Source organism: Sorangium sp. So ce128, from assembly GCF_051525245.1.
Lineage (GTDB): Bacteria > Myxococcota_A > Polyangia > Polyangiales > Polyangiaceae > Sorangium > Sorangium cellulosum_B.
Genome location: NZ_CP150313.1, coordinates 13,259,703 through 13,283,472, shown reverse-complemented (window position 1 = coordinate 13,283,472; position 23,770 = coordinate 13,259,703). Strand labels below are relative to the sequence as shown.

The window sequence follows — 23,770 nt, the reverse complement described above, 5'->3', positions numbered from 1 at the left end:
AGCTCGCCAGGGCCCAGTCAGGGACGCTCCGGCTCGCTCTCCGCGGCTGGAACGGACTCGCACGCCGTGTACACGATCCCCTCGCGGTCGAGCCGCTCCCGCGCCGTCGCGAACGCGAGCGGGCTCCGGTCGCCGCCGACGAAGCGGCGGCCTAGGCGCGCGGCCGCGACGAGCGTGGTGCCGCTGCCGCACATGAGGTCGGCGACGGTCGCGCCGGGGGCGGAGGACGCGCGGACGATGCGCTCCAGCAGCCGCTCCGGCTTCTGCGTGGGGTAGCCGGTGGCCTCGCGGCGCAGCGGGGTGTTGGCGACCATCCCGGGAATGTCGCTCCACACGCTCCCGAGCCGCCGGCCCTCGTCGGCGTAGTACCGGTACGCCTTGCCGCCGAGGATCCGCTCGCGGTACAGGCGGCCGTCCTCGTCGCGGTGCTTGAAATGCATCGCCAGGCTGGTCTCGGCGTACGGCTCGCGGAGCGTCGGATCCGCGGCGTTGTAGACCACCTGGCCGCGCTCGCTCGCGGCGCGCGCGTAAAGGAGGATCGTCTGGTGCGTGACGGAGAAGCCGCGCGCGCCCCGGCCGCCGTTTCCGGGCGCCCAGATGATCTCGCCGAGGAAGGCGCCGCGGCCGAACAGGCGATCACACGCGACCTTCGCGTCGTGGACCGCGCGGTGATCGAGGTGCAGGTACAGCGTCGCGCCCTCGGTCATGCGATCGCGGATGGCCGCGAGGCGCGGCGCGAGCATCGCCACGAGCGCGTCGGCGCTCGCGCGATCGTCGTACGCGTCGGGCCCGCTCTCCGGCCTGCGCCGGCCGCGCGCCTGGCCGCGCGCCGCCCGCGCGGTCATCGTCGTCCCGACCCCGAAGGGAGGATCGAGGTAGACGAGATCGAACCGCACGTCCGCGGGGAGCGCCGCGCAGACGTCGGCCGCGTCGCCGTGCGCCAGGAGGTGGCTCACAGCGCGCTGTCGGGAGCCGCCACGCGAGAGCCCGCGGCGGCGCTTCCAGGCAGGAGGTCGTCGAGCAACGCAGCGGCGAGGTCGTCGTCCGACGGCGCGATGAGCTGCGGCACCGCCGGGAGCCACGGCCACTGCGGGCCGCCGCCGAGGCAGCCGGAGAGGGTTTCGTCCGGCGTACAAGCGACGCGGAGGTGGATGTGATCGGCGTGCGCCGTGCTGTCGCCCGGCTGGAGCAGCACGCTCTCGGCATACCAGATGAGCTCCGGGTCCTCGCCGAGCGCGCGCGCGTACTCGATGAGCAGCGCCTCGAGCCAGCGGGCCAGGAAGAGCCACTGGACGTGCGCGTCGGGCGAGCGGACGAGCGACTTCACGAGCAGCCACTCCCGCTCGACGTCGAAGCGGACGTACTGCGGCGGGCCGGCGCGCGGCGACGCGGGCTCCTCGGCGCCATCGCTGATCCGCCCGAGCCCGTCCGGCCCGAAGGCGACGAAGCCCGGCGAGCGCACAGGGCGGCCGTCCGGGGTCAGCGAGTAGAGCAAGAGGTCGGCGTCGCGCCCGGTGCGGTGGGACCGGTGCCCCCGCGTCGCGCCGCCGTAGCGCGCGGAGAGGTCGCCTACGACGAGCGGCTCGCCGCCCGGCCGCGCCAGCGCCACCTCCGCCGCGGCGCGCTGGACCGCTGCGACCAGGCGCGCCGTCCCCCACCGGATGCCGTTGCTGCGAAGCAGCCGGTAGCCCGGGCCCTGCCTCGGGAGCTCGACGGCGTCGGTGATGACGCCGTGGTGCGGGACGCCGATCGAGCCGCGGAGCGCAGGGGCGAGCGGCGTGGGCGAGGAGCCGACGCAGGCCGCGCAGCAGAGCGCGACGAGCCCGAGGAGGAAGGTGGCGAGGAGAGGACGGCTGGGCATCACGACGAAAGAGAGGAGGGCCGCGGCGCCAGGCACCGGACGGACGAAGCTGACAGCCGCTCGTTAGCCTCGCCGGCGGCGGAGGGGAAGTTCTCGGCTCACCCGGGTGCCCGGAGCGCGGCGCGCGCCGCGAACGCGGGTCCAGTCGGCAATGCAGATGAGCTCGCCTGCGCGCGTGCGCTCCCCATGGTTGTTCAGGTCGTTGATGATCCATGGAGGGGCCGTGTCGGGAGGCTCGTCGTGGACAAGATCGGCCTGGTTCAAGCGCACACCGGGACCGGGAACAAGATGGCTGTTTCGGTGATCGCTCGTCCTCCTGGCGGAGGTGATATCGCAGGGTCCTGCGTCCCGAAATGGTCGCTCGATGGCTTATATCGAGCATCGATGGATATCTGCACGACTCAGCGCGTGCGGACCGGCGTCGCGCCACGCAGAGGCGGCCAAACTGCCACATCGATCTGGCGCCGCGACAAGGCCCCTGGAAAGGGCGCCGCCGGACACACGTGAGAGGGGACAGGCCGCGGGGATGCGTTCCGGCACGTCCAGCGCGCACGGCACCGTTCGACGCGGGCACCTCCATCGTCCCACGGTGCCGCCACGCAACATGCCTGTGGGCGCCCGCCCCAGCGATCCCACCCGACGAGGTCGCGTCCCATCGCGAGCTCGCGCGGAGCGGCCGCGCTCGCGGCGCTGCGGGGCTTACGCTCCCCCTGCCCTCGCGGAGCGATCAGCGCTAACACCCACGCCCCATGGATCCCGAGCAGCGCGCCACCCAGCGGAGCACCAGCAAGGGGAGCACGGGCGCAGATCGACAGCCGCCGCCAGCGGACGAGCCCGAGGGCGTCGCCTGGAAGGGCGCGCTGGCCGTCGCCCTTGTCGTCGGCGGCCTCGTGGTGTGGCGCGCCTGCTCCACACCGGGAGGCGCCACGAGCGACGCGCCCGCGCCGCCCAGCGCGAACCCCGCGGCGTCCGCGCCGAGCGACGCCGACGATGCCGGCGCGGCGCCGCAGCCGACGCCCCCGCGCTGCACGCCGGCGAGCCCGCCGCCGTTCGTCATCGGCGACGCACCGCCGGCCGCACGCGGGGCCGAGGAAGGCGCGGGGGGCGGCGACGCGGACAGCGCCGAGGACATCGCGCCGTTCGCCGTCGAGGTCGGCCGCGGGACGACGTTCTCCGGCGGGTTCGCCGTGGGCGCCCAGCGAGAAGCCGAGGGCGGGACCGTCGCGATGGTGGCCACGCTCTCGGCCGACGGCGCCCAGGGGAAGCTCGTCCGCCTCGCGCGATCGCGCGGGGACATGGATCCTCCGGTCGTCGCAGGCGCCGGGGGCGCGATCCTCGCTGCGATGCTGGAGCCGAACGCAGGCGGGCGCGCGATCAAGGTCGCCAGGGTCGAAGGGGACCACGTGACGTGGGGGGCCGAGCTCGCCGAGGGGCGGGACGAGTCGCTCGCGCTCGACATCGCCGCGTCCGGCGAGCGCGCGGTCATCGTCTGGGACGACGTGACCCGCGACGGCAAGCGATCGCGGATCATGCTCGCCTCCGCCGACGTGGGCACGCTGCGCTCCGTGACGTCGGCCCGCCCGGTCTCCCAGCCGAGCACCGACGCCGAGATGCCGCGCGTGCTCGGCCGGCCGGGCGGCTACTGGCTCGCGTACATCGCGCGCGCCGAGGAGCCGACGCGAAAGGCCGCAGCGAAGAAGGACGACGGCGACGAGGACACCGCCGCGGCAGGCGAGACGATCACCCACCAGTGGATCGAGGTGGTCCCCCTTGACGAGGCGGGCGCGCTCACCGCGACGCCCCGCGCGGTCACCCCCAAGAACGGACACGTGCTGGCGTATGACCTGACGCTCGGCGACGACGACGGGCTCATCCTCGCCTTCCGGGACGACGACACCCCGAGCGGCTCGATCGGAGGGCGCATCAGCGCCGTGCTGGTGCGGCTCGGCGGCGCCGGCGAGCCGCGCGTGCTCGTCGGCGGCGATCGCGAGCAGGACGCCCCGCCCGAGGCCGCGCTGGGCCTGGGCGCCGGGGTGCCGGCGCTCCTCCCCGGCGCACGAGGCCCGGGCGGGCAGGACCCGGCGAAGGCCGCAGGCGCCGCGGCATGGCTCGCGATCGCGAACGCGTCCGGCCCGACGCAGCTCGCGGCGCTCACCGCGAGAGGCGAGCTCGAAGGCGGGCTGCAAGCCGAGCCGGCCCTCGGGCGCGGCGAGCCGATCGCCGCCTCCGCAGAGGCGCTGCTCGTGGCACACCCGGCCGGAAAAGCGATGAAGCTCGCCTTGCTGCGCTGCGCATCGACAGCACCGTTCAACAAGTAGGTCGCCCCTGTATCGGTAAGCGCGCGACGCCAGCGAGCAGGCGCATCGACTGTAGATTGAAGGCGCGTGGATGTGTAGCATCCGCGGCGGTGGCCCACGGGGACGATCCGCAACACGAAGCGTCGCGCCGGCCTGGTTTGCCGAGCCTGTCCGGATCGCCGGACGAAGGTGGCTGGGAAGCCAACGCCGACAACGCTCAAATGACGCGCGCGAGCGCGCAACCTCAGCCCGGCGCGAAGACGCTGCTCGTCGGCACGAGCACGTCGATGCCCGGCGCGCCGTCGAGCGCGAGCGCGCCGACAGGCGGCGAACCGCTGCCGGCGGCCGCGAGCGCGCCGACAGGCGACGAACCGCCGCCGGCGGCTGCTAGCACGCCGACAGACGGTGAACCGCTGCCGGCGACCGCAAGCCCGCTGCCACCGATGAACCCGCCGCCGCTGCCGAGCGCGCCGCTGGCCTCGAGCCCGCCGCTGCCGCCGAGCGCGCCGCCGCCAGGGCCGAACAAGACGCCGGCCCCGAGCGTGCCGCCGCCAGTACCGAGCAGGCCACCGCCGCTGATCCGCCGCAAAGACGGCAGCGTCGCGAGCGGGCCGCCACCGGCGCCGCCGTCGCTTGCGCCGCCGTCGAGGCCACCGCCGCCGATGCCTCCGGGAGGCGCGTCCAAGACGACGGCAGCGCCCCCTGGATCCAGCCCCGCCCGCCCTCCGGCGCGCGGCCCAGGCCAGCGCCCGCAGATCCCGAACCGCGCCGCAACGCAGCCCGCTCCAGGCTCCGCCGCGAGCGCGGGCAAGCCGGCGCCTGGCTCCCAGCCGGGCGGCGCGGCCCAGGCGATCGCCGCCTTCGACGCAAGCACGACGCCGATGCCCATCTCGGTCGAGCCGACCGCGACGCCGCTGCCCATCTCGGTCGAGCCGACCGCGACGCCGCTGCCCATCTCGGTCGAGCCGAGCTCGTCGCCGACGCCCATCTCGGTCGAGTCGCTCGAAGCGGCGCCCGCGCAGAGCGCCGCGCCGGCGCCCGTACAGAGCGCCGCGCCAAGCGCGACGCGCACGCCGTTGCCGGGCGGCGCGCACGCACCGAGCGCGACGCGCACGCCGTTGCCGGGCGGCGCGCCCACGCCAGGCGCCCCACGCGCGCCGCTGCCGGGCGGCGCGCCCACGCCGAGCGCGACGCGCACGCCGATACCGGGCGTCACGCCGAACGCCGCGCATGCGCCGGGCGCCACGCCTGCACCGAGCACGGCCGCGCCTGCGCAGAGCGCCGCGCATGCGGCGACCGTCCTGCACGCGCCGAACGCCGCGCATGCGGCGACCGTTCTGCATGCGCCCGCGCCGAGCACCGCGCACGCGCCCGCCCAGTCACCTCCGGCGCCCCGCTCGCAGCCGAACGCGCCCGAGGCGCCCGCGCAGAGCCCGCAGCTCGCCGCTCCGGACCTCGCCACCGAGCTCCAGCAGCGCGCCGAGCGGCTCAAGAGCAGCGATCCGGTCGGCGCGGCGCGCGCCCTCGTCGAGCTCGGCATCCATGAAGAGCGGGTGCTCAAGAACCCCGCCGCCGCGCGCCGCTCGTACGAGCGCGCTCGACAGCTGTCCCGCACGCTCGAGCCGGCGCTCTCGCGGGTCCACCGCGTGCTCGACGCGCGCACCGAGCTCGCCCTCGCGCTCGAGGTCGTCGAGGACAAGCTCCGCGTCGCCGAGACCGACGCGCTCCGGGCCGACCTCCTCGCCGAGCGGGCGCGCCTGCTCCAGGCGCTCGGGCGGACGCCCGAGAGCTGCGAGGCCTTCACCGAGGCGCTGCGGCTCGTCCCGCTCCACGCCGCGTCGCTACGCGGGCTCGAGATCGCCCTCCGGCGCGAGAGCGCCCGCGGCGCCGAGCAGGCGGCCAAGGACCTCGCCGCGCACCTCGACCGGCTCTCCGCCGCCTACGCCCCAGGGCGCGGGCGGCCGGACGGCGACGGCCAGCTCACCGCCTGGGTCCACGTCGAGCGCGCCGCCGTGCTCGATCGGAAGCTCTACAAGCCGGAGCTCGCCCTCGCGTCCCTCGAGGGCGCGATCGCGTTCGATCCAGGGCCTGGGCCCGTGCGGGAGGCGCTCCGCCGCCACCTCGTGCACCACGACGGCATCGTCGGCCTCGTCAGCGCGCTCTCCCTGGAGGCCGATCACGAGAGCGACGACGACCGCGCGGCGCGGCTGCTCTACACGGCGGCGCGGCTGCTCATCGACAAGATCCGCTCCCCGGCGGACGCGGTGCCCCTCCTCCGGCGCGCGTCGACGCGGGCCCCGGCCGGCTCGCCGACCGCGCGGCGCGTGGTCGGCGAGCTGATCCGCCTGCTCGAGGCGAACGGCATGCTCGAGCTCGCCGCCAACGTGCGCCAGAAGGAGCTCGCGCTCCTCACCGACAGAGAGGCGATCATCCACGAGCACGTCCGCCTCGCGGAGATCTACGACACCCTCGGGGACGCAGAGCAGGCCGCGCTCCACGCGACGCGCGCGCTCGACCTCGATCCCGAGGACAGCTCGACGCGGGAGCGGCTCGACCGCGCCCTCCAGCGCCTCGGCCACCACGCCGAGCGCGTGGAGGTGTGGACCGCCGTCGCCAACGCCGACCGGCCCGCGCCCGTCCGGGTCGCGGCGCTCCTCCGCGCCGCGGACATCTCCGAGCGGCACCTGAAGCGGCGCGACGAGGCGCTCGCCATCCTGCGCGCCGCGTGGGCGATCGAGCCGGGCAACAGCTCGGTCTTCGACGCGCTCTCCGCCCTGCTCACGCCGGACGCCCTGGCCGTCGAGGAAGATCCGCGCGGCGTGCAGGCGCGGCTCGACCTGTACACGCAGGCCGCGAGCGCGACGGAGGACCCCACGCGCAAGATCGGGCTGCTCGAGAAGCTCGTCTCCATCTGGGAGGACGAGCTCGCCCAGCCCGCCCGCGCCGTGGAGGAGATCGAGAAGATCCTCGCGATCGACTCGGAGCGGCGCGCCGCGATCCTCGCGCTCCAGCGCAACGCCGCGCGCGCGGGCGACGCGCAGCGGCTCGCGCGCGCGCTCTGCGCCGAGGCCGAGCTCACGAGCAGCCCGCGCGAGCAGCGCAGGCTCCTCCTGCGCGCCGCCGATGTCACCGAGCTCCGGCTCGGCGATCGCGACCGGGCCTCGTCGCTCGTCGACCGCGCGCTCGCGATCGATCCGGCCGACCCCGACGCGCTGCGCGCGCGCGTCCGCCTCGACGAGCGCGCCGGCCGGTACGAGGAGGCGCGGCGCGCGCTGCTCAAGCTCATCCAGCGCGACCCCGCGGGAGACGCGGCGTTCAGCCTCTGGATCGAGGTCGCGGGGCTCGACGAGCGGCGCCTCAAGCGGCCGCACAGCGCGGTGGAGTCGTACCGCGAGGCGGCGCGGAAGAAGCCCGCTCACCCGCTGCCCCGGATCGAGATCGCGCGGCTCCTCCGCGAGACCGGCAACTACGAGAAGCTCGTCGAGGTGCTCAGCTCGCTCGCCGACGAGGCGCAGCGGCCCGACGACCACGCGCGGCTGCTCTTCCAGGCGGCCGAGGTGCAGGAGCTCGCCCTCGGGCGCGATCAGGACGCCCTCCGCCTCCTCGCCCGCGCCGACGCGGCGCTCGCCTCGGGCCAGCACGATCCGGCGATCCTCGACGCGATGGAGCGCATCTACGTCCGCGCCGGCGGCGCAGGCGTCGGCGTCGGCCTCGGCGCGCCCGTCGCGCAGCGGCCCGCGACCGGCGCACGCGCGTCCAGCCTGCCGGGGATGTCCGCCTCCATGATCGCGAGCGAGCTCGCGGGGCTGTACGCGCGCTGGCTCGAGCGCAAGCCGCCGGCGCTCGTCGATCACGCGCTCCGGATCTCCCTTGCGCTGGTCCTCGCGGACAGCAGCCCGCGCCAGGCCGTCGAGATCCTGGAGGGGCTCGTCGGGGTGGTGCCGAACCACGTCCCGGCGCTCCGCATGCTGGAGCAGCTCTACCGGCACCTCGAGGCGCCGACGTCGCTCGCGACCGTCCTGCGCGCGGAGGCCGACGTGTTCACCTCCGCCACCGCGCGCGGCGGCGCCCTCTGGGAGATCGCGTCGCTCGAGGAGCAGCTCGGGCCGGGCGCCGCGCTCGAGGCGCTCGCGCGCATCGTGAAGGAGGCGCCCGACGACGCGGCCGCCCACATGGCGATCCTCCGCATCGCCGCCAAGGCGAGCCCCGCGGATCCGATCGCGCCGCGGGCGCAGGCCCTCTTCGCCAGCGCCATCCGCGACAGCCGGGAGCTGACGCCCGATCCCATCGCGCGCGCCCTCTACAGCGTCGAGGAGGCGCTCCTCGCGGAGGCGCAGGCCGACGCGGACCCCGCCGCCGCCCGCGCGGCGCTCGCCGGCTTCCGCAACGCCCTCGGGCTGTGGCCGGAGAGCGTCATCGCGGCGCGCGGGCTCGATCGGCTCGCGCAGCGCCTCGGCGACCGCGCGAGCGTGATCGCGGCCCAGCTGGCGCTCGCCGACCTCGTCCTCGGAGCGCCCGCGCGCGCCATGCACCTCGTGCGCGCGGCGGAGCTCACCGCCGAGGACGCGTCACCCGAGGGCCGCGCGCGCGCGCTCGAGCTGTACGAGAGCGCGCTCCGCGCGGATCCGGGCTGCGTGGCCGCGGCGCGCGCGCTCGCCCGGGAGCTCGCGGGCGATCCCCAGCGGCTCACCGACCGGCTCGGCGAGGCGCTCGGCAAGGCCTCGAGCCGCGAGGCGATCTCGCTGCTCGGCACGGAGATCGCCCGGTCGGTGCTGCAGCACCACGGGCGCCCGGGCGCGATAGACGCCGGCGTGGGCATCGCGGCCGTCCGGCGGGTCATCGAGACGCTCCCGAACGACGCGGCCGCGCTGCTCCTGCTCGCACGGCTGCTCACCGCGCAGCGCGTCTGGCTCGAGGCGCGCGACGCCCTGAAGCGCGCCGTGGCCGCGGCGACGGACGCCGAGACCAAGATCGCGGCGCAGTTCCTGATCGCCGACCTGTACGAGGGGCCGCTCGCGAACCCGGCGCTCGCCCAAGACGCGCTCCAGGCGGTCCTGTCGCTCGACGCGCAGAACCGTCCCGCGCTCGAGCGGCTGCACAAGCTCGGCGTCACGCGCGGCGACCACGCGCTCGCGCTGCGCGCGCTGGGGCGCCTGGTCGAGCTGTCGCCCGACCCGGGCTCCCGCGTCGAGGCCGCCCTGCGCCTCGCGGACGCCTACCGCGACGCCGGCGACACGGCCGGCATGGTCCGCACGCTGTGCGACGCGATCGTGAGCGCGCCCGGCGGCGACACGCGCGGGTGGGTGGCGCTCGCCCGCCTGTACCGCGTCGACACGAGCGAGGGCGCCGCGGCCTACGCCAAGGCGCTCGCGCAGCTGCTCGAGGTCGCCGAGTCGCGCCGCATCCCGGCCGATCCGCGCTGGCTGACCACGCTCGGCCTGCTCGAGTCGACCCTGCTCGTGCGGCCTCGCGACGGGCTCGCGCGCCTCCAGCAGGCCGTCGCGCTCCCGGGCGCGCCGCCCGAGTCGCGCACCGCGCTCGGCCGCGGGCTCGAGGCCGCGGGGCGCAACGCGGAGGCGGTCCAGGTGCTGCGGGACGTCCTGACGCCCGATCCGGAGGTCTTCACGCGGCTCCCGGACCTCGGCCCGGCGCTCGCCGCGCTCGAGGCCGCGCTCGCCAAGGACGGGCGCGCGGAGGAGCGGATCACCGTGGAGGAGGTCCGCGCCTGCCTCGGCGAGGTGTCGCTGGACCGCATGGCCCGGCTCAGGGGCCGGCGCGTCCCGTCGGAGGCGCCGTACGCCGGGGCCTTCGCGGGCCCCGAGATGGGCCGGCTGCTCCTCCCGGAGGCCCGGAGCCCGTGGATCGACGTGGCGCTGGCGATCGCGCCGATCGCCGCGAAGGCGATCCGCTTCGAGCTGAGCAACTTCGGCATCAGCTCGCGCGAGCGGATCAGCCCGCGCGACAACCACCCGACGCGGCAGCTCGCCGAGCGGGTGGGCCGCGCGCTCGGCATCGAGGCGTTCGAGCTCTACCTCGTCCCCTCGTGGCAGGGAGCCGCCCGCGTCTTCCCGGGTGATCCCCCTGCCCTCGTCGCGCCGACGTCGTTCATGGAGCTCCCGGAGCTCGAGCAGACGTTCGCGCTCGCCCGCCTCTTCGCGCGCGTCGCGGTCGGCTTCACGTTCCTCGACGAGATCCCGGCCGAGGCGACCGACGGCCTGCTGCTGGCGTCGATCCGCACGATCGATCCCGGCTTCGGGTCAGGCGCCATCTCGCCCCCGCGCGAGCACGCCACGCAGCAGATGCTCCCCGGCGTGCAGCGGGCGATCGGGCGCCGCCAGCGCAAGATGCTCGAGGAGCTCGCGTCGACCGTCGCCGTGTCGTACGACGCGCGCGCCTTCGTCCTCGGCCTGCGCCGGAGCGAGCACCGCACCGGCTACCTGCTCTGCGGCGACGCGCTCGCCGCGATCGACTACCTCCGCCGGTACGATCGCGACATGGCCCGCTCGACCGAGGAGCCCCGCCTGCTCCTTCAACATCCGGTGTCGAACGAGCTCCTGCGCTACGCTCTCTCGGCCGAGGCCTACGCCGAGCGCCGGCGCGCCGGCTCCATCTGGCCCGCCGTTTGAGCGGCACGCGCCCGCTGCGGATACGGGCCCACCTCGACGTTTTCGGTGCTCGGCGTACGTGAGTACGCCTGCGCGCCGAAAACGCCGATCTGGGCCCGTCTCCTGTGCGGGCGCGCGCCGCTCGGCGGGGCGCGTTCCGGGGCGGATGAGCTCGGTGGCGAGGGTGCTTCACCAAGGATGAGCTCGGTGGGGGGCGCGCCACGATGAATGAGCGGTGGTGACGCGGCTTGGCATGGTGTGTTTCATGATCGGTGAAGTTCGATGTCGAGAAGATATCGGTGCTTCTGCGGTAACAGGGACGTACAGCGGGCCGGTGATGTTATGTGGCTACCGGGGTCGCCGTGGGCAGCCGAACATCCGTGTTGAAAAGATCACTGCGCTTTTGCGGCGACAGGGACGTACACACGAGCACCTATGTCGTATGGCGCGCCGGGGTGCGCGGTGCTGCGTCGAACACGTAATTGTCCGACCGGAGCGGTGTTTGAGCGTCTGAGGCGCGCGGAGAAGGTCGGGAGGACGGCGCGTGGTATCCTGATCTCCGCGTGAGCAATCCGCTGATCCCGGGCGCCCTGGTGGCAAGTCGCTATCGGGTCGATCGCCAGCTGGCCGAGGGAGGCATGGGGGTCATCTGGGCCGCCACCCACCTCGCGAACGGCGAACGTGTGGCGCTGAAGCTGCTGCGCCCCGGCACGGCGGAGGACGCGTCGACTCGGCGGCGCCTTGTCCGGGAAGCGCGCGCGGCGGCGGCGGTCGATCACCCGAACGTGCCATCCATCCACGACGTGCTCGAGCTCGACAACGGGACGCCGTTCCTCGTCATGGATCTGCTCGAGGGGGAGTCGCTCCGCGACAAGCTGCTGCGCGAGGCGCAGATCCCGCTCCCCGAGCTGTCGCGCATCCTGCTGCCGGTCATCTCGGCCGTCGGCACCGCGCACGCGCTGGGGATCGTCCACCGCGACCTCAAGCCCGACAACATCTTCCTGCTCACGCCCGCCGCGGCCGCGCCACGTGGTTCACCCGGCGCAGCCGCTCACGCCGCCGCGGTGCCCCCGAGCGGCGCGCCGGCGCCCGGCTCCGCGGACTCCGCGGATGCGCCGGAGGCCGCGCAGCACGACGCCCGCGTCAGGGTGCTCGATTTTGGCATCGCCAAGGTCACCGCGGCGCCCGGCGAGACCAGCTGGTCCTGGGGACGCACCGGGAGCGGCGAGATGCTCGGGACCCCGTACTACATGTCGCCCGAGCAGATCCTCGGCGAGCACGACGTGGATCACCGCGCCGACATCTGGTCGCTCGGCGTCATCCTCTACGAGTGCCTCACCTCGGTGCGGCCCACCGAGGCCGAGAACATGGGCAAGGTGATGAAGCGCATCCTGACCGGCTCCATCCAGCCGATCGGGGAGAGCGCGCCGACGCTGCCCTCCGACGTCGCGGCCATGATCGATCGCATGCTCAGCCCGGACCGCGCGCAGCGCCCGGCCGATCTCCGCGAGGTCGGCGCGCTCCTCGAGCGCTACGCGGCCGTCGCCCTCCGCCCCTTCGGCCCCCCGGCGGCGCCCAGGGTTCCGGAGAGCGACTCGCTCGTGCCCAGCGCCCGCGCCAGCGACCCGCTCGTGCCCAGCGCCCGCGTGAGCGGCTCGCTCGCGCCCGACGCCCGCATCAGCGACGCGTTCCCGGCCAGCGCCGCCGATCTGGACGGCGAAGCATCGACCGCGACGCTGCGCGCAGGCAGCCTCCTGCCAGCGCCCCCCTCGAGCAACCGGCCGCGCGCGCGCGGCGCCGGAGCGGCCTCCCTGGAGGCGCCGCCCGACGCCGCGGCGCTCTCCTCGCCGGAGACGGCCGGCGCCACCGCCGCGCTCGCCGACGAGGGAGCGGTCGCCTCGTCGGCAGGGGCGCGCCGCGCGAAGCGCGCAGGGATCAAGCTCGTCGCCGCCGGCGTGCTCATCGCCGCCGGCGCAGGCTTCTCCCTGCTTCGCTGCTCCGCCTCGTCAGCGCATGAGTCGCCCCGCCACCCCGTCATCGCGCCAGCGACGCGCGCTCCATCGAACGAGGAGTGATCTGGTCGACTCCGGATCTGCCGGAGAGCCATTGAGGGAGCTGCCTGAACGAGCCAGTGTCGAGCTCGCCCTGATCCGGTTGTGACGCGATACGCCAGCGTTCTGCCGGGTCGGATTCCTGTTGCGCCGGGATCTTGAACGCGGCGACGCTCCCTCACCTCAGGAGAACGTCATGCCCAGCGATGTCATCGTCCGGATCCGTTCGCCCCGAGGGTCCGTCGACCTGCCTGGCACCGTGGATGCCGTCGGGCCAGCCGCGTCGTCCGCCTTCGAAGAGCGAAAGTCCGCGCCAGGCATTCACCTGCTCGCGGTCGCGGTGAGCGACAGCGATTATGCCATCTCGCTCTCGGCGCCGGTCCCCGGGGACAGCCTTGCGGCGCTCCGGGAGGGCGAGGGCAAGGCGGTGCTCATCGTGTTTCCCGGCCACTCGCCCGTGCGCCGACGGCTGCGCGCCGTCGCCGTCTCCAACGTCGAGGTCGTGCCGGATCCGGGCGTGGCGTCGCAGGCGGCGCCGATCGACCTGAACGCGGGGCGCGAGGGCGCCGCGCCGCTCTGGCTCCTGCCCGCCGGGGTGTTCAGCGCGAGCCCGACGCTCGGCCCCGACGGGCCCGCCGCCCGCGATGCCCTCGTCACCGCGGCCCGGTGGATCTCGTCGCGCCGGACGAGCACCCTCACGCAGCTCTTCCCGCCGAGCGCGTTCCACCCGGAGGAGCCGGTGCGCAAGGAGCGGCTCTCGGCGCGCCGGGGCGCGGCGCTGCTGGATCAAGCGCGCGCGGCGCTCGAGATCGCGGCCGTGGGCGGCGAGGAGGCGAGGCGCGATCCGACCGCCGCCGCGACCCTCCGCTCAGCGGCGACGACCATCCTCTCGCACCTCATCGCGACGTCGCTGGACGACCGCGGCTTCGCGCCGGTCGCGGAGCGCGCCGCCGAGGAGATCCTCGCGCTCATCGAGAGGGAGGCGGGCGACGAGACGGCCCGGCCGGCGCTGCGCGCGCACGCGATCCACCTGCTCCAGCTGCGCGCCCCGGGGCTCACGGCGGCCCAGCAGGAGCGAGCGCGGGGGCTCGTCCGCGGGCTGCTCCGCGAGGCGCCGCCGTACGACGAGCTCACGGGACCGTGGAACCTCGCGATGTGCGGCGCCTCGGAGTTCCACGAGGGCGAGTGCGACATCCTCGTGTCGACCCACGGCTTCAAGGAGATCGCCCTCCCGCCCGAGGCGCCCCCGTCGCCGAACGGCTGGAGCCCTTACCGCGCCTTCGAGGCCCCCTTCAAGACGCCCGCCGGCGAGCCCATCCGCGTCTTCGCCCGCGCCGCGACCCCGCGCGACGAGAACCTCGAGATGGGGATGGCGTTCTTCATCGGGGTGCTCATCAACCGGCACGCCCAGCTCGGCGCCTTCGACCTCCGCGCGGCCGCGGTGCAGGTGAAACAGGAAGGGTACAAGCTGATGATGAACTCGCAGTGCGCGGGGCTCACCACGCGCTTTGCCGTCTCCCAGATGTTCCCGGACGCGGACATCTACTCTTCGTGGGACTCGACCTATTTCAGGACCGGATCGGACGGGGTGGTCACGGCGTCCGAGGGGGTCGACTGCTTCGTCGCCGCGCTGCGCGGGATGAGCAAGCGCGCGTCGCACGCCGAGCTCGACGCGCGCCTCCGGAAGGCGCAGTGGCCCCACCCGCAGGCGCAGATCGCCGGGTTCTCGCAGTTCGTCGGGCCCTCGCACCCGCTCGTCGTCGCCCGCTACTCCGACGTGAACCGGGACGGGCGCGCGGATTACTACGACGGCTTCCTCGACTTCCAGCTCGCGGACATCGCCGAGGACATCGAGGCCTCGATGACGCCGCGCGACCCGGGGGTGAGCGCGTCGCAGATCGGCGGCGACGGCGCGGCGGGCCTCAACTGGGCGGCGGGCAGCCTCAATCGCGTCGCGCAGTACTCGGACATCTGGGCGGGGCTCGCGGGCCAGAGCGAGCTCTACTATGCCTTCCAGTCGGGGGGCTTCTTCAGCCACCGCGAGCCGCCGCACGACGTGCCCACGGGCGGCGCCGTGCAGCAGGATCTCGGGCGGCTCCCGGCCGTCACCCGCTTTCAGCAGAGCAACGAGGCGCTCGGCGGCCTCTCGGTCGAGGTCATGCTCCACAGCCACCTGAGCCACGCGGCAAAGGAGCTGAAGCGCCTGCTCTGCGCGGCCGACGCCATGCGCCGCGCCCTCGATCTCGGCCACCTCTCCGGCGGCGATGCGCTGTCCACGCCGAGGGGGCAGCGCTGCGCCATGCTCCTCACGATGGCCGGCCTGCTGGAGTTCCCCGCGGACCAGAACCGCATCGACGGCCTGTGGTCGATGGCGCTCAAGGCGCTGCGGCTCCCGCAGATCTCCCGCAGCGCGGTGCGCGCCTGCATCACGGACGAGGATCACGAGATGTCGAACTACTACGGGTCGCGGCGCGGGCTGGCGCAGCTCCTGGCGGCGCTCGAGAGGAGCGATCCGGGCGCGTTTCAGCAGCTCGGGAGCGAGGATCCATTCGTGGGGAGGCTTTCGGAGATCGACCTTTCGGCCAAGGGGAAGCCGGAGGACTGAGCTCGAGAGGGCAGGTCGGGGGCTGAGGCGGTCGTCGCGCGCGTCGTGCTGGCGCAGCTCGTGACCGCCGGACGGAGACAGGGCGAGGGCAGCACACGCCGGAGCGACCGCCCCCTGTCAGTGAGCCCACATCTACACCTCGATTACATCGCGCCCCCCCGAGCGCTTGACCGCGGCTTGAGGCCACCCTGCTCAACGTCGTACAATCGACAAGGATGAAGTTTTTCCAGGCCATCGCTCGGATGGGGCTGAAGTCGGGCGACGATCCGAAGGTGCGCCAGCACAAGAAGATCCTCACGCTCACCGCGGCGCTCAAGGCGTGCGCGTGCCCCGTCTGGGTGATCGCCTATGGGGCAGCCGGGGACCACCGCTCGGCGGCGATCCCGCTCGGCTACATGGTGTGTACCGGCCTGAGCCTCGCCCACTTCGCCAGGACGAAGGAGTTTGCCGGGTTCCGCTTCCGTCAGGCGCTGCTCATCTTCGCCCTGCCGTTTCTCATGCACGCGAGCCGGGGAGGGTTCGTCGGATCGAGCGGCGTCGTCCTGTGGGCGCTCCTCGCGCCGCTGACATTGCTGCTGTTCCACGGATCGCGGGCGTCCATCCCCTGGTTCATCGCGTATACGCTGCTCGTGATGGCCGCCGGCGTTGCCGACCCGCTCCTCTCCGGCGTCGCGCCGGAGGCGCCTCCGAGCCTCCTCGCCGGCTTCTTCGCGATGAACCTCCTCACGGTGTCGGCCATCGCGTACGCAGCGGTGCATTATTTCGCGCGCCAGCTCGCGGAGGAGCAGGAGAAGCTCGCGGAGCTCGTCGTCTCCTCGGCGCAGGCGCTCGACGACATCGCGAGGTGGTCGTCCGCCGCGGCGGCCCAGATCGCGGAGGCGATCGGCGCCCGCGAGGTCGCGGTGTGGAAGGCCGAGGAGCAGGCGATGGTCAGCCTCACCGCGACCACCACCGAGGCGCCGCACGTCGACGCTCTGCGCCAGGCCGCGCTGACCCAACACTCCTTTCCGAGATCCACGGATGTCGTTGTCCCCGTCCTCGGCATGTCGGGCGACGTCCACGGCGCGCTGGTCATCGTCGGCAGCGGCGTCGTGTGGAGCGATACGACCCGACGGCTCGTCCGCTCGTTCGCGCACCACCTCGGCAGCGCGCTCGAGCTCTCGCGGCTGCGCAAGGATCTCGCGAGCGCGGCGGAGCGGCGGGCAGCGACGCTCGAAGACATGGTGCGCCGCGGTATCGATGTCCTGCAGATATGCCCGAGCTGCCAGCGCTGTTACGATCAGTGTGTAGAGCGATGCCTCGATGACGGCGCCGCGCTGAAGAGGCCGCGGCCGTTCCCCTATCGCGTGGCGGGGCGGTATCGCCTGACCCGGGCCGTCGCGGAAGGCGGCATGGGCAGGGTGTTCAAGGCCCACGACGAGCGGCTCGGGCGCGAGGTCGCGATCAAGACCATCAGGACAGAGCACTTCAACAACGAGGATGTGCGCGAGCGGTTCGCGAGAGAGGCGCGCCTCGTCGCGCGAATCCATCATTCGTCCGTCGTCGAGGTGTACGACTCGGGCGAGCTCGAGGACGGGACGCTCTTCATCGTGATGGAGTGGCTGGACGGCTTCACCCTCGCTCACGCCATGAGGTCGCACGGGCCCGGGACGCCAGCCCAGGTGGCGGTGCTGCTGCGCGAGGGTGCCTCGGCGCTCGGCGCTGCGCACGCGGCGGGGCTCGTGCACCGCGACGTCAAGCCGGAGAACATCTTCCTGCTCCCGTCGACGGGGCCGGGCGACTTTCACGTCAAGATCCTCGACTTCGGTATCGCCAAGGAGCTCTCCGCCGACGTGAGCGCGACCTCGACGGGCATCTTCCTGGGGACTCCGCTCTACATGGCCCCGGAACAGGCGCGCGGCAGGTCGGTGGACACGCGCAGCGATCTCTACTCCTTCGCGGCCGTCGCTTACCAGGCGCTCACCGGACGGCGCATCGCCGCCGGAGAGGACCTCGCCACCATCCTGTCGAGCCTCTCGCGCGCCCCTCCGCCGCCCGTCTCGTCGCTGCTCCCGGGGACGCCGCCGGACGTCGACCGCGCCTTCGCGCGGGCGCTCGCGCTGTCGCCCGACGAGCGGCCTCGGGCCATCGAGGAGTGGGTGAGCTCGTTCGCCGGCCTGCTCGACAGCCTGCCCAAGCGGAGCCCGGGCTGGCGCATGTCAGGCGACGCGCCCGACATGGAGGAGCTCTCCAGCGCCGAGACGGTCCTGATCCACGAGCCCAGAGCGCGGATGCCGTCGGACATGTCCCGCGCGTCGTGATCGCCCCGCGCGCGCCTTCGCGAGGCGCGATCACGACGCGCACGTCGGGTCTTGCAAAAGGGGCGGGGGAAGGGCTATCCCCGAGAACGGGACCTCATGCTGTGCCCTCGTTGCCACCGGCGGTACGCGGATGACCACCGCTTCTGCCCGCACGACGGAGAGAAGCTGGTCGCGAGCCACGACATCCGGCGGATCCGGTCCCAGCCCACCGAGCACGTGGGCGCGATCGTCGCCGAGCGGTACCGGGTGCGGGGCCTCATCGGCAGCGGCGCCATGGCGCAGGTGTTCCTGGCGGAGGACACGAAGAGCGGCGCGCCCGTCGCGCTGAAGCTCCTGGAGGCGAGGCTCCGCCGCGAGCCCAAGGTGAAGGCGCGGTTCCTCCTGGAGGCCAAGGCCGCGGCCACGGTCGTTCACCCGAACATCGTCGAGGTCCTCGACATCGGCCTCCATGAAGGGTCGCCTTACCTCGTGCTGGAGTTCCTCTTCGGCGAGTCGCTGAGCTCGCTGCTCCTGCGCGAGAAGCGGCTGTCCGCGGAGGCCGGCGTGCCCTTCCTCCTGCAGGCCGCGGCCGGGCTCGGCGCGGCCCACCGCGCGGGGATCGTCCACCGCGACGTGAAGCCCGCCAACGTGTTCCTCGTGGGGGAGAAGGGCGACGCCTGGGCGGCCAAGGTCGTCGATTTCGGGTTCGCGAAGCTGTACGAGCACTCGGGGCTCACGCAGGCCGGGGTGACCGTCGGCACCCTGGAGTACATGGCGCCGGAGCAGACCGTCAGCGACCCTCCCGACGGGCGCACGGACGTCTACGGCTTCGGCATGCTCATGTACCGGATGTTCACCGGCCGGCTCCCCTTCAGCGTCGCGCGGAGCTCCTCCCCCGCCCTGGCGCCCGCCATGGACGAGGCCGTGGTGCTGGCCAACCAGCTCGTCACGCCGCCCCCGCCGCCCAACCTGGGTGAGAGCCCGGCGTCGCGGGCGCTCGAGGCGGTGATCGCGAAGTGCCTGCGCAAGCGGCCGGAGAACCGGTATGCCTCGATGGAGGCGCTCGGCGAGGATCTCGCCCGGCTCGGGCGCCCAGGCGCGCTGGCGGCGCACGCGCCGATCGCCTCGCCCGACGTGTACGCGGCGCAGACGCCCTATGGAGAGCACGCGGCGCGGTTCCTCTACAAGCAGCTCGGCAGGGTGTACGGCGGCGCGCCGTAGCCGCGGCATGCCCGGAGCGCGCTCCCTCGCGCGACGACGCGCTCCCGCGCTGGCCGCTTGCGCCGCCGCGCTCGGCTGGCTGCTCTGGCCGCTCGCCGCGGGCGCGTCGCCCGAGGAGCCGCGGCAGGCGGCGCCGGCGGCCGCCGCCACGGAGCCCGACATCCGCCCCACGCTGGCGTGGCTCCTCGTCCAGCTCGTGCCGAGCCCCGAGCTGTGGCTCGAACCGGGCGGGGCGCGCTTCGGGTTCCGCTGGCAGGTGACCCCGCTGCTCTACTCGTTCGGGATCAACCGCAAGCTCTCGCCGTGGCGCGCCTTCATCGCGGAGCCGCTCACGCGTCACGCCGGCTCGATCGAGCTCTTCGGCTCGCCCGGGTACGTCGCCCGTCCGGGCGCGTTCGCCGATCGCTGGCTGATCCGGGGCGGCGTCCGCGCTTATTTCCCGCTCCTCGATGGCGGCGACTACCTGTCCTGCTCGCTCGGCGGATCAGCCCTCTATGCTCGAGGGCAGGTGGCGGCCTCGTACGAGGCGGGGGTCTATATCCTGTTCGGCGCCCTGGGCGCGCAGGTGGCGGCCACGCCGACGGCCGCCTTGCGATCGACAACGATCACGCTCAGCATCCGCTACTTCTGACGCCGCGCATGGCCACGCGCTTCTCCTCGTCGCCAGCTCGCCTGTCCGCCGCGGCGCTCCTCGCGCTCGCGGGCCTGTCGTGCGGCGTGCCCGCGCGCATCCTGGAGAGCAACGTGGCGAGGCTGTTCGCGAGCCCGCTGCCCGTGCCGGACAAGGTGCGCGCGCCGTACCGCCCCGAGGCGAGGCTCGCCGCGCTCTGGGTCGGGCACGCGACCGTGCTCGTGCAGATCGACGACCGATGGATCCTGACCGACCCCGTCTTCACGTCGACGGTGGGCCTCATGGTGAAGCGGCTCGTCGAGCCGGGGATCGCTCCGGAGGACCTGCCGCCCATCGACGCCGTGTTGATCTCGCACATGCACCTCGACCACCTCTCGCTCGGCTCGCTGTCGATGATCGAGCCGAAGGTCCGCGCGCTGCTCGTGCCTCGGGGCGGGCTCGTCTACGTGCCCAACCATAGCTTCGCCTCGTTCGAGGTCCCGACCTGGACGACATGGCGGCAGGGCGATCTGAAGATCACGGCCGTGCCGGTGCGGCACTCCGGCTATCGCTACGGGCTGGACCGGGACTGGATGACGGAGAGCTTCACGGGTTATGTCGTCGAGTACCATGGAATCACGGTCTACTTCGGCGGCGATACAGCCTACGACCGCGATGGCTTCGTGAAGACGCGCGCGCGATTCCCCTCGATCGATCTGGCCCTCTTGCCGATCGCGCCGGTGGGGCCGCGCGAGTTCATGGAGAGCAAGCACCTCGATCCGGCGGAGGCGGTGCAGGCCTTCCTCGACCTCGGGGCGCGGCGGATGATGGCTATCCATTTCGACACCTTCATCAACAGCACCGATACGTTCGGAGAGGCGCCCCGCGAGCTCCGGCGCGTCATGGCCGCGCGCGGGCTGGGGCCGGATCGCGTGATCCTGCCCAGGCACGGAGAGCAGCGGATCCTCATCACGAGGGGCGAGCCCGGGGGCGCGGCGGCGACGAGCGCGCCGGCGCGCGGCGACTAGCCGGGTCAGTCGAGCTCGCGGAGCGCCGCCGCGTAGTCCTCGGGCGTGTTCAGGTTGCGCAGCGATCGCAGCGCCGGATCCGCGGCGCGGAGCCGCGGATCCGCGAGCAGGAGCTCCGGCTCCGCGACAAGGGTGCGCGCCCGCTCGAACAGGGTGGAGAGCCGCAGCCTGCCCTCGGCGAGCAAGGCCGCCACCTCGCCGCGCACCGAGCACGCGTACACCGCGGCGAGCGGGTGATGGTGCCCCTCCGCCCGCGGCACCGCGATGGCGTGGCCGCCCGCCTGGAGATCCGCGAGGCGCCGCACGAAGGCGGCGTGCAGGAAGGGCGCGTCGGTCGAGGCGACGTAGGCCCGCTCGGCGAGCGGCGCGATCGCATCGAGCCCGGCCGCGATGCCCTGCAGCGGCCCGCGGCCCTCCACCGGATCGCGCACGAGCAGCACCCCCTCCGGCAGCGGCGGCAGCTCTTGCCCCGGCGCCGCGACCACCACGATCGGCCAGGCCGCCTCGCCGAGGCGCCGCACCACCCGCTGGAGCAGCGCCTCGCCCCCGAACGGCAGCCATGCCTTGGGGCGCCCCATCCGGCGGCTCTGCCCGCCGCACAGCACGACGCCCGCGAGGCCGGCCACGCGGCCCGCCCCGTCGCCGTCCTCCGAGGGCGCCGTCATGAGCTGCACGCCGTCCTGCATACCACCCCCGCCAGGAACATGCGCCCGCGGCGCGCGCCAACTCGACAGCGCTGTCGCCGCACGGGGCGACGGGACGCGGCAGCGAGACATCCTGGTCAACAAACCAGACAAAATCCGACGATATCTAGAGAATAAGCCTAAGATTCCAGGTAATACTGGGCCAGATCCAGAATTTCATCTCTCAAATCCGGACAATCGAAAGCAAATCCAGGGAATGGTCTCATAAATCAACACAAATCAACTCAGAATCCAGAGAATCAGCTCAGAAATCAAGCGAATCGGACCGTTCCCGGTCGTGCCGCTCGGTGAGCACACGGCCTCGCTCGACTTCCGGGTGTCTCGTGCCACCGACGAGAGGCAGGCGACGCTCTCCGGAGACAGCCCGCCGACAGTCCGCCGGCGTCGAGTGGACACCGGGAGTGCGCCGTCGTACCCCTCGCGGCCACCCGGTCGATCGCTCGCCTGGTGCACCTACGACGCCAGGCGCGGCGGAATCACGCGGGGCGAGACGGACATCGCGACGCTGCGCGCTTCAGCCCTGGTCGACCTCGGCCGCGGCGCATCGACGAGGAGCCACATCGACCATGAGCGAGGCCTGGATCCTGCCGCGAGGCGAGCAAAGCATCCTTTTTCGGCGCACCGCAGCGCCGAGCTACCGTGAGGGCGCCGCGGCCCTCGTCGAGGTCGGTCCCGTCCCCATGCCCGTGCGCGCCGTGCACCGGCTCGACATCGAGGCCGACAGGCTGGTGTATGCGCACCAAGGCGCGCTCACGGTGATCCGCGGGCTCTCGGGCGAGCGCGCGGCCAGCGTCGTCGACATCGAGGGCCATCCCGACATTCACGCGATCTTCGTCATCGACGACGCCGCCTTCACGGGCGGCGACGCGGGCAAAGGGATGCTCGGCTGGGTGGACCTCCGCGCGCCCCAGAGATGGTGTCCCATCGCGGTGCCGCGCGAGGCGTGCGCGGCTGGCAAGGGAATCGACGGGTTCGCCGTACACGGCTCGCGCCTCGTCGCCATCGACGACAGGGTACTCCCTCGCTTCATGCTGCTCGTCGACGTGACGAGCCCGCGCGAGCCGCGGCTCGTCGAGAGTCTGACCCTGGTGGACCATGGCTCCTTCGAGCGGGTCGTGTCCGTCGCCTCGACTAGCGACACCGTCGTCTTGCTCTCCCATTCGCCCTCCCGCGTCGGTCCGTGGACGCACGTCGCGTTCATCGATCTCCCGACGCTCCAGCAATGGGCGGTGCTCCACGTGAGGCGCCTGGAGGGCAGTCAGCGTTCGGCCGAGCGTTCGTACGGCTTTCATGCCGTCGCGCTGCACGGCGATCTCCTCTTCGTCGCCGCGGGCGAAGACGGCATCGGCATCCTCCCCGTCCCGCCTCGCCCGCGCGATCTCGCGCCCCGGAGCCCCACGGAGCCGCCTCATCGGATTGCGTGGGACGCGAGCATTCCGATCGAGGGAATGCGCTTCGTGCCGGTCCCCAGAGGCCCGGTGATCGACGTCGTCCCCGTGGACGAAGCGCGCGCGTTCGCGGTCGTCGAGGTGCGCGCGGGCGGCATCTTCGGGCGCACGCGGCTCGACAGCGTGCTCGTCTCCGCAGGCGGTGGAGTGGAGGCGCCCCCTCCGGGGCGTGGGTGAGCTATCTCAGGCCGCTCGCCCATCGGTATCAGCCATGCGCGAAGTCCCCATGCTTCCGCATGAACGGCGACTGAAACCCGAGGTCCTCGCGCGCCGCCCGGCCCAGCTCCGAGCAGGGATCCGGAGAGAGATTTCAACGCAAAGTCGCAAAGTCGCAAGGTCGCAAAAAAGATTCATGCATTTTCGCGCCTTCGCGCTCTTGGCGCATTTGCGTTAAAGCCTCTCTTCGCTCGGGAGACAGATCCCTGGCAGGACAATTCCGCGGGGGCGAACCGTTGCGATCCGTCGGATCCTCCGGGATTTGGGGAGAGCGTGATGACGGATCGCCCCCCTCGGAATGCATAGCCCCAGCCCGGGCCCAACTGTCAAGCCCTGGGCCTGGGGAGCTCGCCGTGACCGAGCTGTCGCGTCGGGCTGCGGTGGTCGCCTCGTTTGCCAGCACCCTGAGCCGCGCCGTCGCCCTCGGGGATGAGGTGGGGGCCCGGGTCGTTCACGAGGCGATCGGTCGGCTGCTCGGATTGCCAGTGGCACCAGAAGGGTGAGCAAGCTTGGGCCGAACGTCGAGCCCGCCGCGCGCGCGGACTCGCTGCCGGAGGCTTGCCGCTCGCCAGCACCCGCAGGCTCTGCTGAGAACGCCCTCGCGCGATGGTTGCGTCCCGAGGCGCCCCGAAGACGCCGGCCCTGGAGCAGGCCGGAACGGGAGAGAAGGCGAAGGAGCGAGGATCGGAGACGCGACGCGCCCACGGCGCACTACTCGGACGACCCCGATCCGTTTTGCCCTCGCATCGACGTCGTGCTCCACCACATCGACGGGCTGAGCACCGCCCTCGCTCGCCACCGCGCCGTCCTCGACGGCGATGACCGCCTCTCCATCCACATCGACT

13 protein-coding genes are annotated in these 23,770 nt (G+C 73.3%); 9 read left to right on the top strand and 4 right to left on the bottom strand.

Going from position 1 to position 23,770, the window contains the following annotated elements; translation table 11 throughout:
- Window positions 1–17: 17 nt before the first annotated feature.
- Together WME82_RS50345 and WME82_RS50340 are read right to left on the bottom strand one after the other, a co-directional pair.
- Window positions 18–956 carry a DNA-methyltransferase gene (locus WME82_RS50345; protein WP_438041143.1) on the bottom strand — a complete coding sequence of 313 codons (939 nt, stop codon included), beginning with the start codon at window positions 954–956 and terminating at the stop codon, window positions 18–20.
- Entirely contained in the window at window positions 953–1,861 is a 909-nt protein-coding gene (locus tag WME82_RS50340; RefSeq protein ID WP_438041142.1) for a penicillin-insensitive murein endopeptidase, read from the bottom strand. The genes WME82_RS50345 and WME82_RS50340 overlap by 4 nt, the downstream gene beginning before the upstream one ends.
- Window positions 1,862–2,610: 749 nt before the next feature.
- On the opposite strand from WME82_RS50340, the gene WME82_RS50335 reads away from it, so the two are divergent.
- Complete coding sequence (locus WME82_RS50335) at window positions 2,611–4,179, top strand: hypothetical protein (protein ID WP_438041141.1); 1,569 nt, start codon at window positions 2,611–2,613, stop codon at window positions 4,177–4,179.
- Between the two features lie 223 nt (window positions 4,180–4,402).
- Here WME82_RS50335 and WME82_RS50330 read toward each other — a convergent pair whose 3' ends face one another.
- Window positions 4,403–5,296, bottom strand: coding sequence for a hypothetical protein (locus WME82_RS50330; RefSeq protein ID WP_438041140.1), 894 nt, complete (start codon window positions 5,294–5,296; stop codon window positions 4,403–4,405).
- On the opposite strand from WME82_RS50330, the gene WME82_RS50325 reads away from it, so the two are divergent.
- The 7 genes from WME82_RS50325 (at window position 5,277) to WME82_RS50295 (ending at window position 20,557) form a co-directional block, all read left to right on the top strand.
- Window positions 5,277–10,784 (top strand): cellulose synthase, encoded by a 5,508-nt coding sequence (locus WME82_RS50325; protein WP_438041139.1) that lies wholly within the window; start codon window positions 5,277–5,279, stop codon window positions 10,782–10,784. The two genes, WME82_RS50330 and WME82_RS50325, sit on opposite strands and share 20 nt — an antisense overlap.
- Before the next feature lie 542 nt (window positions 10,785–11,326).
- Complete coding sequence (locus WME82_RS50320; protein WP_438041138.1) at window positions 11,327–12,838, top strand: protein kinase domain-containing protein; 1,512 nt, start codon at window positions 11,327–11,329, stop codon at window positions 12,836–12,838.
- A gap of 172 nt (window positions 12,839–13,010) precedes the next feature.
- The gene (locus WME82_RS50315) at window positions 13,011–15,419 is read left to right on the top strand and encodes a hypothetical protein (protein WP_438041137.1); all 2,409 of its coding nucleotides are present in this window, start codon (window positions 13,011–13,013) and stop codon (window positions 15,417–15,419) included.
- Window positions 15,420–15,634: 215 nt separating this feature from the next.
- Window positions 15,635–17,719: a serine/threonine-protein kinase gene (locus WME82_RS50310; protein ID WP_438041136.1), complete on the top strand. Its 2,085-nt coding sequence runs from the start codon at window positions 15,635–15,637 to the stop codon at window positions 17,717–17,719.
- A gap of 96 nt (window positions 17,720–17,815) precedes the next feature.
- Entirely contained in the window at window positions 17,816–18,919 is a 1,104-nt protein-coding gene (locus tag WME82_RS50305; RefSeq protein WP_438041135.1) for a serine/threonine-protein kinase, read from the top strand.
- Between the two features lie 7 nt (window positions 18,920–18,926).
- Window positions 18,927–19,550, top strand: coding sequence for a hypothetical protein (locus WME82_RS50300; protein ID WP_437858625.1), 624 nt, complete (start codon window positions 18,927–18,929; stop codon window positions 19,548–19,550).
- Between the two features lie 8 nt (window positions 19,551–19,558).
- Entirely contained in the window at window positions 19,559–20,557 is a 999-nt protein-coding gene (locus WME82_RS50295) for an MBL fold metallo-hydrolase (RefSeq protein WP_438041134.1), read from the top strand.
- A 5-nt stretch (window positions 20,558–20,562) separates the two neighbouring features.
- On the opposite strand, the gene mobA is transcribed toward WME82_RS50295, so the two are convergent.
- Window positions 20,563–21,222, bottom strand: a complete 660-nt coding sequence (gene mobA, locus WME82_RS50290) for a molybdenum cofactor guanylyltransferase (protein WP_438045016.1) — start codon at window positions 21,220–21,222, stop codon at window positions 20,563–20,565.
- A 605-nt stretch (window positions 21,223–21,827) separates the two neighbouring features.
- Between mobA and WME82_RS50285 the strand changes: the two genes are divergently transcribed.
- Entirely contained in the window at window positions 21,828–22,886 is a 1,059-nt protein-coding gene (locus WME82_RS50285; protein WP_438041133.1) for a hypothetical protein, read from the top strand.
- The last annotated feature ends 884 nt before the right edge of the window (window positions 22,887–23,770 follow it).

Bases quoted from the DNA above. Each gene is read 5' to 3' on its own strand.
- WME82_RS50340 (WP_438041142.1), bottom strand. From the start codon at position 1,861: ATGCCCAGCCGTCCTCTCCTCGCCACCTTCCTCCTCGGGCTCGTCGCG.
- WME82_RS50310 (WP_438041136.1), top strand. From the start codon at position 15,635: ATGAAGTTTTTCCAGGCCATCGCTCGGATGGGGCTGAAGTCGGGCGAC.
- mobA (WP_438045016.1), bottom strand. From the start codon at position 21,222: ATGACGGCGCCCTCGGAGGACGGCGACGGGGCGGGCCGCGTGGCCGGC.
- WME82_RS50315 (WP_438041137.1), top strand. From the start codon at position 13,011: ATGCCCAGCGATGTCATCGTCCGGATCCGTTCGCCCCGAGGGTCCGTC.
- WME82_RS50295 (WP_438041134.1), top strand. From the start codon at position 19,559: ATGGCCACGCGCTTCTCCTCGTCGCCAGCTCGCCTGTCCGCCGCGGCG.
- WME82_RS50285 (WP_438041133.1), top strand. From the start codon at position 21,828: ATGAGCGAGGCCTGGATCCTGCCGCGAGGCGAGCAAAGCATCCTTTTT.
- WME82_RS50335 (WP_438041141.1), top strand. From the start codon at position 2,611: ATGGATCCCGAGCAGCGCGCCACCCAGCGGAGCACCAGCAAGGGGAGC.
- WME82_RS50305 (WP_438041135.1), top strand. From the start codon at position 17,816: ATGCTGTGCCCTCGTTGCCACCGGCGGTACGCGGATGACCACCGCTTC.
- WME82_RS50300 (WP_437858625.1), top strand. From the start codon at position 18,927: ATGCCCGGAGCGCGCTCCCTCGCGCGACGACGCGCTCCCGCGCTGGCC.